We start from the raw sequence: 13,391 nt of genomic DNA, 5'->3' as shown, positions 1-13,391 counted from the left end.
ATGTTTGCAAGGGTAAAAATCCCGGAAATAACAGAGCAGGATAAGGCTTTACGCCAACAAAATACGTAATAAATTTTGGTAAAGGATTACCGTTAAGGGAGAAGTTTGGAAATGAGGGGGAGGAAGTTAGAAATATTTTCTAAAGAAAGACTTTTGATCCTCTGGAATAAACTCAGCATATTCGGAAAGATCATACAAAGACTCATCCTTCCTTTTGAAAATGGACTTGCACACAAATGCAATGATGAATGACGTATATAATATGTAATTCATAATCATTAGAAGAGTGCTAAGGTAATCTAGTGTTCCTTTTGAAAAATTTTCCATAACCCTGCTACATACCCAAATTGGTAAAGTAGAAGAATAGTAAAGTAATACTCCCACAAAGATCCAAAAGGCTTCTTCTCTTTTGGGCGTGAGATGAATTGGCAAGTTGACTATTTCAAAATAGTAAAATGAATAAAAGATTATTACTAATAGAGCTCCTCCACAATACGCCAACGTAGGAAACTTTTCAACCGCACCTACGCTATAGTAAATTAGAATGATGATAAGATAAGCGAGAGTTGAAATTACAATTGCCCTCTTAATCCGTTTTGAAGAGAGTATGTTATATGCCACATACAGATAAAAGGTAAATTCTAGAGGAAAGAACAAATGATATACAAATGAGTTATCTCCCCCATTTAAAAAGATTACACGACTTGCAACTTCAACTACTAAAGTGAGAAATAAAAAAACAGGAAAAAGCTTAAGGTACAGAGGTTGCCCTTTTTGAATATACATATTCAAGCTAGCCGTAAAGCTAAGAAATAGGATGGTTATGTAAATGTAGAAGTTGATGAAAAACATTCGATCAATAGTTTAAAGTATTGAACGGCCTTGGGCTACCGGGGACCTCAAATAAGCAACCTAAAATAATTATTTTTCAATAAATTCTTGGATTTTATTTAGAGAATCTAATTCTGCATAAAAAAGCTATCGTAAATAAAGAATATAATAAGAAGTTGATTATCGCCAAAATTGAACCAAGATTATATGCAATGACTTTAGATACTTTAAAAAGAAAATTTGTCATTCCAATAAATGGCAAAGTGCAAGTGAAGAAAAATAATAAGGCCGAACAAATCCAAAATGAAGGTTCTCGAAGAAGATTAATATACTGCTTCAATTGAAAGAGCTCATAAAAGTAATAAACACACGCAAACACAATTAGAAGGCAGCCCAGGGAATAAGTAATAGAGTGAAATGAGTTAACCTGTACAAATTGAATATTAAGAAATACTAATAATGGATAAATAATGATTGAAGCTAAGATTACACGCTTTACAATTCTATTATGAATGATACTCTTAATAAAATACAAGTAGAAAATCACACTAAAAACTCCAAACAAGTTGTATAGTAAAATATTACTTTTCCCTTCAAGGCGCAAAATGATACCAGTTACCTCAATTCCAATTGTAATAAGGAGAAAAATAGGAAAAAGCTTTAAGTGAATCGGAGTATTCTTTTGAAAGAATAGAGATAAAGAAGCCAACAAACATACTATCTCAAACAATATGGAAGGAGGGATATTCATTTGAAAGCCAATTTAGCTTATATTTTCAATTGAGCATCCCAAATAAAAAAGGCTATAGAACCAAGATTCTATAGCCTTCGATAAAGGTAATATGTAATTTTTTACAGAACTGTTAGTCCCTTGTCACCGCGGTCAACGATAGTGATACCGAGTCCACCCCAGTCATCACTATCTCCAGTGGAAGGCTTTCTCGGTGTTGGACAATAAACAGGACACATTCCACCATAGTTGTAGGCAAGGATTTCCGCGCCTTTCTCAGTTGAAATGTAAACGTTCTTTTCTGTGTAGCCGCCATCTTCATTATCCTTGTTTTTAGTAGCTACAAATACTACAGTCTGTTGTTTTGAGAAAAGTGGATTTGGTGCAAAATTTTCTGGGTAAACACCAAAGTGCAATCTAATTCCATTCGCCCCTGAAAATTTAGCTTTTTGGATAAAACCTTCTAATTCTTCCAGGCTGTACCATACACTGAGAGTATCTTCTTTACCGATAGTCTCACTATTCTGCCTCCACCTCTCTTGCTTGTAATTTCTGATCAAGGTGTCTACATGGGCAGTGTCAACGTATTTGCCAACCTTTAAGGATTTTGTTTCAATTGCTGTCATAGTCTGGGGGGTTTATTATTGAATAATTGAATTACGAGTGTAAATGTATACCCGTAACCAGACAGCATTTCGGTTACAAATGAGTGTTAGTCAAATGATTACAAATTAATATTATCCATAAATCGAAGGCTTTCAAGGTTCCAAGTTAAACCAAATTGATAAAATCCGTTGAAAACAGCGCCATTTTACCGTAAAAACATCGGCATTTTATACCGTGAAAAAACGGGTCATTTTGCACCGTCTTTTATACGGGCAAAATCCCGTACCTAATAAAAGCAGCTTTTCAGCCCCAATCCCATTTTTTGTCTGATATTAGATATCGGAGAGTTGCTATCATCCCGTTTTTCAAAGTCCAATACTCCTGTGAAAACCCGCCGACAGATTTCCTCAAGTTCTTTGCTCAACAAAATACTTGAGGAAATTTTTTTCCAAACCGGGTTTTTAAAATCCGTCCAACTCATTCTAACAGATCAAGCTATTAACCAACCATTGACCTTATCCTTTTCTTTTTTCGGGTTAAGCTGGTATCAATGTCCTGAACTTCAGATTCTCAACCTTTCTTAGAGTTTAGCATATTGCCCCGCCAAAAAGCGGGGTATCACCAGCTTCCACACCCGCCAATTGCCAATCCAAATCGCACCAAATCCAGGTACAGCATCATTTCTCTAACTCCTTTTAGTTTCGTTTATTATGTATGCTGCACCTTTAATTGCCTGGAAACAGGCGCCATTTCTCCGCCTGCTCCTACCTTTCTGCGCAGGCATTGTCATCCAATTCTATACTTATTGTCCACCTGTTTATCTGATCATTGCCGCTATAATTGCCACCACTATCATCATCATCCTCTCTAACAGTTCCATTAACACCCTCTTCAAATACAAATACTGCCTCGCATATACCTTACTGATACTCCTGGCAACCACAGGTGCATGGAGAATGCATACCAAAAAGAACTCACTGAAACCTTCACCCATAGCCCATATGCAGGATTCTGCCCATACATATTTAGCTTCCCTACTGGAACCTGTAACCGAAAAACCGAACTCTTACAAAACCATCGCCCAACTTACCCATCGCATTTCCGGTCATACCCTCATCCCCATCAAAGCAACAATCATCATTTACCTTCAGAAAACACGCAAGAACCAGGGTTTATATTACGGTGACAAGATCGTTTTCCGCAAGCAATTACACCCCGTAAAAGCCACGGAAAACCCCGGAAGTTTCAACTATAAATCATGGTGCACATTCCAGGGCATTTTTTACCAGGCTTACCTGGCAGAAAATGAACTGAAAAAATTGCCAGATAAAACAGTTCCCTCCCTCAAAAAATCAATGTTCATTCTTCGCGATTCCATTGTAAACATTCTTCGACGCTACATCCCGGGGCACAAAGAAGCAGGCCTCGCAGAAGCACTGCTCATCGGTTACAAAGAAGATCTCGACAAATCCCTCATCCAATCCTACTCCAACACTGGCGTTATTCATGTGATCGCTATTTCAGGATTGCATCTCGGCCTTATCTATATGCTCCTTTCACTGATCTGCCAACCTCTCGGAAACAAAAAATGGACAAGGATCATTCGCCCCATCTTCATCATCACAGGTCTCTGGGCATTCGGATTTCTTGCCGGCGGCTCTCCCTCCATTTTCCGGTCAGCCGTGATGTTCACTTGCATTGCTATAGGTAACAGCCTTTCAAAACAGGCATCGATATTCAATTCACTCGCAGCATCAGCATTTCTGCTTCTCTGCTATAACCCTTACTGGCTCTGGGATGCAGGCTTTCAGCTCTCCTACACCGCTGTAGCCAGCCTGGCGCTGTTCCAGCAAACCGTTTACGGTGCGATCAATATCTCATGGCGATGGCTCAACCAAATCTGGAAACTCACAGCCACCACCATCGCAGCTCAAATACTCACGCTTCCGGCAATCCTTTTTCTCTTCCACCAGTTCCCGGTTTTCTTCCTGCTCACCAACCTGATCGCCATCCCACTCTCCAGCGGAATATTACTGGGCGAGATATTGCTCTGCCTGCTGAGCTTTATACCCAATCTGGCAAAGCCTACAGGTACGCTGCTTTCATGGCTTATCAGGATCATGAATGGCTTTGTAGAAAAGATAGACCAACTCCCCTTCGCTTCCATCAAGCAGATCAATATCAACCTGCTCCAGGTAGTACTTCTTTACGGAGTCATAACTGCTGCTGCAATCTGGCTGCTGCACAAAAAGAAAAACCTGGTATTCCCCGCGCTCGTTCTACTTCTGGCTTATTTCAGCATCGGTGCAACCGAAGGATACCAAAAACGAAAACAACAATTCCTCCTCATCTACCAAATCCCCAAAGCAACAGCCATCGATTGTATCATCGGGAACAGGTTTGTATTTGCAGGCGACAACAATATCCAACAAAGTTTCCAGGCAAAGCTCTACACGTTCAACCCCGCAAGAAATTATTTTGAAGTCAGAGAATCCGAATCCCTGAAAGGTGTGTATAAAGATGAAAACCTGATCAGGGTAGGCTCTCAAACGATGATCATCATTGACCCGGCCTTCTGCCTGCCACCACCACCATCAACACCCGGCCCGGCCGCCGACCTGCTGCTTATCTCCCATAATCCTTCCGTAGACCCGCAGATCCTTTTAACCCGGCTTCCAACAACTCAGGTGGTGATAGATGGGTCCAACTCCGCAAAATTGGCCCGGGAATGGCGCTCAGTTTGCCATGAAGCTGGTATTCCCTGCCATTTCACGCCAGAACAAGGAGCTTTTGTTTTGAATGCCTATTGAATTTGAATTACCTTTGCGCCTTCTTTTTAAGACCCTTGCAGCAAGCCATTGCCAGTCAATCTTCTGTAGGATCAGAACTCACGATCGCTTACCTGCATACTTTTTCGAACGCATCAATTAATGTTATGACCAAAAAAATTCAATCAGCGCTTATTTCCGTTTTTTATAAAGATGGCCTCGAGCCCGTTGTTCAACAACTGCACCAACAAGGCATCACCATCTACTCCACCGGAGGTACTCAAAGCTTTATTGAAAAACTGGGCATTCCGGTTGTGCCTGTAGAAAATCTTACCACCTATCCATCCATTCTCGGTGGTCGCGTTAAAACATTGCACCCATCCGTATTCGGTGGGATCCTGGGAAGAAGGGACCTGGACCAGGACCTCCAGGAAATGAAACAATACAATATCCCGGAGATAGACCTGGTGATCGTAGACCTTTACCCTTTCGAAGAAACGGTGGCCACCACTTCTGAAGAAAAACTCATCATCGAAAAGATCGATATCGGCGGACCTTCCATGATCCGTGGCGCTGCCAAGAATTTCAAAGACGTAGTTGTAGTTGCCGCAAAAAGCGATTACGCATACCTGGAACAACTGCTGCGTGAACAATCAGGCGCCACCACCCTCGAACAACGCAAACAACTGGCTGCACGCGCATTTGAGATCGTTGCCCACTACGATGTAGCCATCGCTCAATATTTCAATCCACAACACACCAACTATTTCCAGGAATCATTCCCCAACCCACGCATCATGCGTTATGGCGAAAACCCGCATCAGACCGGCGTTTTCTTCGGTAACCTGGAAAAGATCTTCAACCAGCTCAATGGTAAAGAACTTTCTTACAACAATCTTGTTGATGTGGATGCAGCCGTTCAACTGATAGATGAATTCAGCGGAGAAGGCACAGCTGTTTTCGCTATTATCAAACATACCAATGTCTGCGGCATCGCTTCCCGCCCCTCTGTAAAAGAAGCATGGGACGCAGCCCTGGCAGGTGATCCGGAAAGCGCTTTCGGCGGCGTGCTGGTTTGTAACAAGACCATCGACAAAGCCACTGCTGACGCCATCAATGAGATCTTCTTCGAAGTACTCATCGCCCCTGCATTTGATGAAGATGCATTGACCGTTCTTAAATCAAAGAAGAACAGGATCCTGCTGCAGCAGATCAGCCAACTGAAGAAGAAAGAAGAATTCAAAGCAGTACTGAACGGCGTTCTGGCGCAAAAGCCCGATGAAGGCAATTTCGAGAAATGGGAAGAAGCCGGCGGCAGGGAAACCACCGAAGCTGAAAGATCCGATCTCATCTTCGCTAACCTCGTGTGCAAGCACCTGAAGTCAAACGCCATCGCACTGGTGAAGAACAAACAACTCGTTGGCAAAGGTTGCGGACAAACCAGCCGCATCGACTCACTCCGCCAGGCACTCGAAAAAGCGAAGCAATTCAATTTCGACCTGAACGGTGCTGTACTCGCCAGCGATGCTTTCTTCCCCTTCAATGATTGTGTGCAGATCGGCCATGCAGCAGGTATCGCAGCATTCATTCAACCAGGAGGTTCCGTTCGCGATAAAGATTCAATCGAATATTGCAAAGAGCATAACCTCGCCATGGTAATGACCGGCATGCGCCACTTCAAACACTAAGAATTGCGCGATGCGCACTTCCTGATCAACAACATGTGTGCATCAACTAATATATCAACCCCATTTCTGAAAAAGAAAGGCACCCGTTCCAAAGCGCTCATAGCGTTGGGACTGGTGTGCTTTCTCTGGGGCACTACCTGGATCGCCTCACGGCAAGGCGTACTCTATATGCCTGCCCTTCAGTTGGCAGGCATCCGTCAGCTGGCCGGCGGCATTCTCTACATCATCTATTTTTCAGCCAGGGGCATGCGCTGGCCCAGAGGAAAGGAGTGGGTCCCCATCCTGGTGCTGAGCCTGCTGAACATCACACTTACCAATGGACTTACTACCTGGGCAGTACAATACATTTCTGCAGGACTGGGAGCCATTATCGCTGCTACCTTTCCGCTCTGGATCGTTGTGATCCATCTCACGGTCTCTAAAGTAAAACTACCCCGTAATGCCATCCTCGGGCTGCTGTTGGGTTTTGCAGGAGTGTGCACCATCTTCTATGATCACCTGCTGGATTTTCTGAACCCTGATTTCCGTTTCGGTATCATCCTTTCACTCGCAGGCGCCTGGAGCTGGGCATTTGGGACCATCTACACCAAACAACAGGCAACGGCCTTCAATCCATATTTCAGTATGGGACTGCAGATGCTGATAGGCGGCATCATCCTGTCTGGCGTAGCCAACGGAACAGGCATGACCATTCCATATAACAGTATTCCCTGGCAGGCCTGGTCGGCACTAGCTTACCTGGTGATCATCGGCTCGGTGGTTTCTTTTATCGCTTACCTGTATGCGTTACAGCATTTGCCTACTGAACAGCTATCGATCTACGCATATATCAACCCGATAGTAGCCATACTGCTTGGTTCAGTTTGGTTCGATGAAAAGCTAACGATCTTCATCGCTATCGGAGGCGCCGTGATCCTCATTGGCGTTCGCCTCATCAATAAAGCTTTCAGAAACCAGGAAAAAGTGAAAGATCAGTCGCAGTAAGCATCCCAGTACACTGTTTCTTTCATGAAGAGTTCAAACATCTCGCGCCATCCGGCAAATGCGCTGTCTGTGCCGAGAATGGAATTATGCCAGACGGTTACCAGCATTCCGTTGAGTTTCTTCACTGTTGAGTAATATTGCATGAGCTCTGCATATGCCTGCTGTGGAGTGTTCTTTTGTTCGTAGTACGCGTTGGCGTCCATGAAGCAAAAAGGATACAACATTAATGTGGTAGGATCATCTTTTTCCAGGTCGTACCAATAGAAAGATGAACAGACAGATGCCCTGAAACCATTGATGGTGCCGTATCCCATGGAAAACTCCTTCTGGATGCCAAGATTAGTGAGCGTGCGGAATGTTTCAGGTAATGTAAATCGAATATAGTGTTGACGACTATGAATGATGGCCCTTCCGGTTACATCTTCCATCCACTCAAGCTCAGATTCAAACAGTTCTTCATCATCGCCGGTTTGCCAGCTGGGATGCAGTCCTACTTTGTAACTATTGGAATAATATTCCACAAGGTCCTGGAATTGTTTTACATCCGTAGGCGTATTCTTATCGTAACCGGTTTGCTTTTTTGCTACCAGGAAAAAATAGTAAGGTTTCAATCTGCAATAGAGATGCAGCGCGTCCAGCCATTCGAAACAATCGAAGGGATCTTTTCTTTTGCCACGGACCACTTCCCACCTTTCTTTGACCTGCTTCCAGTTGCCATTCTTAATACTCCTGGCAAATCCTCCCATATTCCTCATGAAGCCTTTGTGGCGATAAGACCAGGCCATATCGATATCATAAGAGAGAATACATTTGAAATTCCTTCCTTTGAACCTAAGGTTTGGAAACTTCTTTTGCAGCGCTATTCTGAATTCTTCCATCCAGATATTCACGAGGGGCTGTTGAAGGAACCCTTCGCGGAACGCCAATGAATTGGTATGGGCATAACGGCCATACTCATCTTTTTTATGGGGAAGATATTCTTCGTATCTGCTAAGCAGGTAAAAAGATGCGGCAAAAATGTCGAATGGAAAATCTCCACGCGTTTGAAAAAAGGCTTTGTGAAAATTCACTTCAAAGCATTCGATGGATTGATCACGAATTCCTTTTTCAAATAGCAGACTGGTATGTTCAATGAAGAATTCATTGTCGGAGAACGCCTGTCCGGAATAGTTTATCCTGGGTTGAATACTGGCATTGTATGCGGCCCGGCTGGAGGTTACTTCAATCGGTTCATCAAACAATTCCCTGCTGAAAAAATCAACGATATATTCCAACCGCGGTGTAACAGTATGAGTGTAGAGCAGCAGCATCAGTTACACAAAATATAAAAGTAGGTTGATAATTCTATCGGGGATTTGAAAAAAGATAAATGGATTTCCTGCCAGGATTGATCTGCATCAATTCCAATTGGAATTTTACTATTTCGAATGCTTAGGAAGTAAGGGGTAACCGCAATGCTTTGAAATCTACTAAGGGTTATTGGGTAGATTGTTGTTTGGCCAATCATTGAGACGCTGCGACCCGGATCATTTTTTCTTTGGTTCAAACTTCTCTTTCCATTGTTCGTTGAAAGTTTTTTCCGGGAACTGCAGATCGCCACGATGCGCAGTCCAACCCTTGAACATTTTATTGGCAGCCCAGTTCTTCATTTTCTGGTTGCCCATATTCATCATTTTACGACTAAGACTGGCTTTCTTCCACATTTTCCACGCGATCCTTTCTGCAAAACTGCTGGCGCCTTCTTCTACGGCTTCATTCCTGTTTTCCAGCAAAAGCTCGTGGAGGTTGATCTTCACGGCACAGACTTCTGTACAGTTGCCGCAAAGCGAGGATGCATAGCTGAGGTGTTTCCACTCGTCCAGCTCTTTCAGGTGTGGTGTGATCACAGAACCGATGGGGCCGCTATAGGTTGTGCCATAAGCATGGCCACCAATGTTCTTGTATACAGGGCATGCGTTGAGGCAGGCGCCACAACGGATGCAGTAAAGACTTTCACGTGTTTTTTCATTGGCCAGGATATTGGTCCGGCCATTGTCTAACAGGATCACATACATCTCTTCCGGGCCATCGCTTTCATTCGCTTGCTTTGGACCGGTTACGATGGTATTGTAAACAGTGATGCGTTGTCCTGTTCCATAGGTAGCCAGCAGCGGCCAGAACAGTCCGAGATCGGTAACGGAAGGGATGATCTTCTCGATACCACAGATCACGATATGGGTTTTGGGGAATGCGCAACTCAGTCTTGCATTGCCTTCGTTCTCCGTAACAGCGATCCCGCCAACATCTGCAATGATGAAGTTGGCGCCGGTAATACCGATCTCTGCCTCAACATATTTTTTCCGGAGTTTTTCGCGGGCAACAAGTGTGAGCTCGCTGGGACTCAGGTTGGGCGCGGTTCCCAGCTTATCATAAAATAATTTCGCAACATCTTCCTTGCTCTTGTGCATGGCAGGCGTTACGATATGGTAGGGCGGCTCTTCGTCCAGTTGCTGGATATATTCACCGAGATCGGTCTCAACGCTTTCAATTCCTTTTTTCTCCAGGTAATCGTTGAGATGGATCTCTTCGGTTACCATGCTCTTGCTCTTCACAATTGTTTTGCAATTCTTCTCTGCACAGATCTTCGCCACTTCTTCCAGGGCCTGTTTGGCATCTTCGGCCCAGATCACTTTCGCTCCTCGCCTGGTGATATTGGACTCGAATTCTTCCAGGTACTGGTCAAGCATTTCGATGGCTCTCCATTTCACGTTCTTGGCGCGCTCGCGGGCGAGATGTACGTCCTGAAATTGTTGCTTGCCAACGGGCACCACAGCGTCATATCTGCTGATGTTGAAAGCCACTTTACGGCGGTGTTCGAGATCACCAGCCTTGATGGTGCTTTTAGCCATGAAGGAAGAGAGGATATCACTCATTGTTGCCAGGCTTTATGGTTTGGGTGGGAAATTATCTTTCGCCACTTTTTCCAGTGCTTCGTAAAATGCTTCTCCGTATTTACGGATGATGGGCTCTTTCAGGAATTGGTATACCGGCACTTTCAGTTTCTTACCGAAGTTGCAGGCGGGTTTGCAGAGTACTTCACGGGGCTCGTAGTTCATGCGGTCATAGTCGCCGTTCCGGCCGCTCTTCTGGATGATGGGGAAGAAATGACAACTGATGGGTTTCTTCCATCCGATCTTGCCATCATAATAGGCTTGCTCGAATGCGCATTTGATGATGCCCTGTTCATCGCGGGTACCGTAAACGCAGATCTCATTGTCGTTTCCAAGAGTGGGGGTTACCCATCCGAATTCTTTATGGTAAACGTATTTACCTTTCTTTTCGATCTCCTTAATGGCTTCAGGCGTGAGGTAGGAAACGATCTTTGGATAGAGCTCTACCATCAGGTCCAGCTCGGCTTCCTCCAGTGGCGCTCCGGCATCTCCTTCTTCACAGCAACCTCCCTTGCATTTGGAGAGATCGCAGACAAATTGCTCTTTGGCAATATCGTCACTGATCAATACATTGTCTACTGCTATCACGCGAATGAGTTTTATGGAGCAAATTTAAGGGAATTTGCTGATGCGCTGTCTGAGAGCAGTCGCTCGCCTCTGGCGAGTGACTTTTATTTAGTCGCCTCTGGCGACGCGGTGTTCGCCGGAGGCGAACAAATATAAGTCACTCGCCGGGAGGCGAGCGACTGCCAGCTCTCTGACCTTTTTAGTCAGCCCCTGGCCACACGCTGTTAATTCTTTGACCAACCTGTTATTTCCACTTCAGCGTATTGATCATATGTTTGAGATCTTCCTGGAGGAAATCATTCACAACAGAGAGGGAGTCCTCATTGGGCGTTACGTCAAAATACAGGGCGCCGCGCAGGAAATGCCTGGTGGTATCGGAGAGGAAGAACTGTTTTGCAGTTGCGGCATTCCCGCCTACCTGGAAGTACATGCCATGTACGCCATTAGGAGTTCGCATAGCCGAATCCGTTATCTCCGTGGCTTTGGAGGAGTGTTTATAGGTCATTTTGTAGGCGTCGTTCACCAGTTTCATGAAATCTTCCCTGCTGCTTACATTCTTATAGCTGATGTACACTTTTCCATTAAAACGGGGGATCTCTATATTGATCCAGTATGGATTGTCGGGATTCGCATCAAAAAAAGTGGAATCCTTTTCCACTGTGGCATACACGGGATACTCGAATGAGTAGGGATAGCCTGGCTGGTTGAAGACCTGGTATTCATGCTTCGGAAAATCGATCCGGTAATACCCTCTTCTTTTTGGCGTGAATTCGCTGTTACAACTGATCACAAAAAGGGCTATTAGGCTGAGGAGGGCTACTGGTTTCATATTTCATGTGGGTTCACCACTACTTTCACTTTTTTGATTCGGTTTCTTTCTATATCCAATACCACGAAATCGAAGTCGCCCACGTTGATGGTATCATTCACTTTGGGGATCTCGCCGGCGAGCTCCAGCACCAGTCCGGCGAGGGAATCGCTTTCACCGCGCACCTGGTCGAAAGTATCGGCGGCCAGCCCCATGGTGCTGCAAACATCGTGGATCATGGTGCTGCCTTCAAAGATATAAGTATGGTCGTCAATTTTTTTGTTGGTGGATTCTTCTTCATCGAACTCGTCTTTGATCTCGCCTACGATCTCTTCCATGATATCTTCGAGGGTGATGATGCCGCTGGTGCCTCCGAACTCATCCACCACTACTGCGAAATGGATATGCTTTTTCTGGAATTCGCCGAGGAGGTCTTCGATATACTTTTGTTCATGAACGAAGTAAGGAGTGCGGAGAATAGTGTGCCAGTCGAAGGTATCGGGCTCCAGCAGGTGTGGAATGATATCTTTTGTTTGTACGATACCGACGATATCATCGAGGCTTCCTTTGTACACTGGCAGCCTTGAATAGTGCAGGTCTTCCACTCGTTTCTTAAGCTCACCGAAACTGATGCCGTATTCGATGCCGCTTACATCTAGTCTGGTGCGCATCACCTGTTTGACTGTTATATCCGCGAATTTGTAAATGCCGGCAAGGATCTTTTGTTCGCCTTCCTGCGTTACGGATTTTTTGATATCGGCTTCCAGTTGTTGCTGGATGCTGGCGCGGGCGGTGTTGCCACCAAAGAATTTTTCCACGGAATCGCTGAGACCGATCATCCAGTCGCCAATCCTGCGGAAAACATAATACAGTACTTCTACAAGAAAGGATGTTTCGTATGCAGAGCGGAGATTATTCTGGGTGGCTCTGATCTTGGGCAGGACTTCTCCAAAAAGGATTAGCAATGATGCGATGATCAGTACTTTTATGGTATAACGGAGGAAGATCATCAATGAGGACCCTTCCTGGGCCTCGTCGTAAATGAGGATCTCATCAATGAGGTAATTGGAGAGAATGATGATAGCAACATTGATCAGTGTATTGGCAACAGTGAGCGAGGCCTGCAATTTGCGCGGCTCTTCCAGGAGGGTGGCGATCCTTTTCCAACCTGCGTCCTGCTTTGTTTTCAACATGTTCACGTCACGGAAAGTGAGTGAGAAGAATGCGAGCTTTGCTCCTGATACGAAGAAGCTCAGGAGGAGCAACATCAGGATTACGGTGCCAAGAATAGTAGTGGATTGTGCATTTACAGCCAGTAATAGTGGCTGAAAGCTCACTCCGTTAAAAAGCAGCGTAGAATGGTTGTCCAACTCAAAGGGTTTGCGTGATCAATGTCTTACCAGACAAAACAACGGTTTTGCTGGTTGTTTTCGTGTATGGCAAAGGGTTTTAGCCTGACCATTATCGATTTGGGTTGTA

The 13,391-nt window shown here is 44.7% G+C and carries 9 protein-coding genes; 3 read left to right on the top strand and 6 right to left on the bottom strand.

The genetic code is table 11. The annotated features are described in order from the left end of the window. Nucleotides 1-1,683: 1,683 nt before the first annotated feature. Nucleotides 1,684-2,187, bottom strand: a complete 504-nt coding sequence (locus D9Y29_RS13770; protein WP_127129080.1) for a hypothetical protein — start codon at nucleotides 2,185-2,187, stop codon at nucleotides 1,684-1,686. 690 nt (nucleotides 2,188-2,877) lie between these two features. Between D9Y29_RS13770 and D9Y29_RS13765 the strand changes: the two genes are divergently transcribed. The 3 genes from D9Y29_RS13765 to D9Y29_RS13755 all read left to right on the top strand — a co-directional run bounded on the left by D9Y29_RS13765 (nucleotide 2,878) and on the right by D9Y29_RS13755 (nucleotide 7,607). Beyond that, the gene (locus D9Y29_RS13765) at nucleotides 2,878-4,977 is read left to right on the top strand and encodes a ComEC/Rec2 family competence protein (RefSeq protein WP_127129078.1); all 2,100 of its coding nucleotides are present in this window, start codon (nucleotides 2,878-2,880) and stop codon (nucleotides 4,975-4,977) included. Nucleotides 4,978-5,102: 125 nt separating this feature from the next. After that, entirely contained in the window at nucleotides 5,103-6,623 is a 1,521-nt protein-coding gene (gene purH, locus D9Y29_RS13760) for a bifunctional phosphoribosylaminoimidazolecarboxamide formyltransferase/IMP cyclohydrolase (protein ID WP_127129076.1), read from the top strand. Nucleotides 6,624-6,626: 3 nt separating this feature from the next. Continuing rightward, nucleotides 6,627-7,607: a DMT family transporter gene (locus D9Y29_RS13755; RefSeq protein WP_206513778.1), complete on the top strand. Its 981-nt coding sequence runs from the start codon at nucleotides 6,627-6,629 to the stop codon at nucleotides 7,605-7,607. Here D9Y29_RS13755 and D9Y29_RS13750 read toward each other — a convergent pair. From D9Y29_RS13750 to gldE, 5 genes are all read right to left on the bottom strand, one after another. Further along, nucleotides 7,595-8,917: a DUF7033 domain-containing protein gene (locus D9Y29_RS13750; protein ID WP_127129074.1), complete on the bottom strand. Its 1,323-nt coding sequence runs from the start codon at nucleotides 8,915-8,917 to the stop codon at nucleotides 7,595-7,597. The genes D9Y29_RS13755 and D9Y29_RS13750 overlap by 13 nt on opposite strands. 216 nt (nucleotides 8,918-9,133) lie before the next feature. After that, complete coding sequence (locus D9Y29_RS13745; RefSeq protein WP_127129072.1) at nucleotides 9,134-10,519, bottom strand: LutB/LldF family L-lactate oxidation iron-sulfur protein; 1,386 nt, start codon at nucleotides 10,517-10,519, stop codon at nucleotides 9,134-9,136. A 12-nt stretch (nucleotides 10,520-10,531) separates the two neighbouring features. Continuing rightward, a complete protein-coding gene (locus tag D9Y29_RS13740; RefSeq protein WP_127129070.1) occupies nucleotides 10,532-11,125 on the bottom strand; it encodes a DUF3109 family protein in 594 nt (197 codons plus the stop codon). Between the two features lie 223 nt (nucleotides 11,126-11,348). Next, nucleotides 11,349-11,933, bottom strand: coding sequence for a gliding motility lipoprotein GldD (gldD, locus tag D9Y29_RS13735; RefSeq protein WP_127129068.1), 585 nt, complete (start codon nucleotides 11,931-11,933; stop codon nucleotides 11,349-11,351). Beyond that, nucleotides 11,930-13,282 carry a gliding motility-associated protein GldE gene (gldE, locus tag D9Y29_RS13730; RefSeq protein ID WP_241237927.1) on the bottom strand — a complete coding sequence of 451 codons (1,353 nt, stop codon included), beginning with the start codon at nucleotides 13,280-13,282 and terminating at the stop codon, nucleotides 11,930-11,932. Before gldE ends, gldD begins: the two co-directional genes overlap by 4 nt. Nucleotides 13,283-13,391 lie beyond the last annotated feature (109 nt).

Origin of the sequence: Pseudoflavitalea rhizosphaerae (assembly GCF_003991355.1) — a bacterium.
In the GTDB taxonomy this organism is placed as follows: Bacteria; Bacteroidota; Bacteroidia; order Chitinophagales; family Chitinophagaceae; genus Pseudobacter; species Pseudobacter rhizosphaerae.
The sequence above is the reverse complement of the archived record's forward strand: the minus strand, read 5'-3'. Positions and strand labels throughout refer to the sequence as shown.

What these genes read in the sequence shown, in the direction of transcription:
- D9Y29_RS13765 (WP_127129078.1), top strand. Translation starts at nt 2,878, where the DNA reads ATGTATGCTGCACCTTTAATTGCCTGGAAACAGGCGCCATTTCTCCGC.
- gldD (WP_127129068.1), bottom strand. Translation starts at nt 11,933, where the DNA reads ATGAAACCAGTAGCCCTCCTCAGCCTAATAGCCCTTTTTGTGATCAGT.
- D9Y29_RS13745 (WP_127129072.1), bottom strand. Translation starts at nt 10,519, where the DNA reads ATGAGTGATATCCTCTCTTCCTTCATGGCTAAAAGCACCATCAAGGCT.
- D9Y29_RS13770 (WP_127129080.1), bottom strand. Translation starts at nt 2,187, where the DNA reads ATGACAGCAATTGAAACAAAATCCTTAAAGGTTGGCAAATACGTTGAC.
- D9Y29_RS13750 (WP_127129074.1), bottom strand. Translation starts at nt 8,917, where the DNA reads ATGCTGCTGCTCTACACTCATACTGTTACACCGCGGTTGGAATATATC.
- purH (WP_127129076.1), top strand. Translation starts at nt 5,103, where the DNA reads ATGACCAAAAAAATTCAATCAGCGCTTATTTCCGTTTTTTATAAAGAT.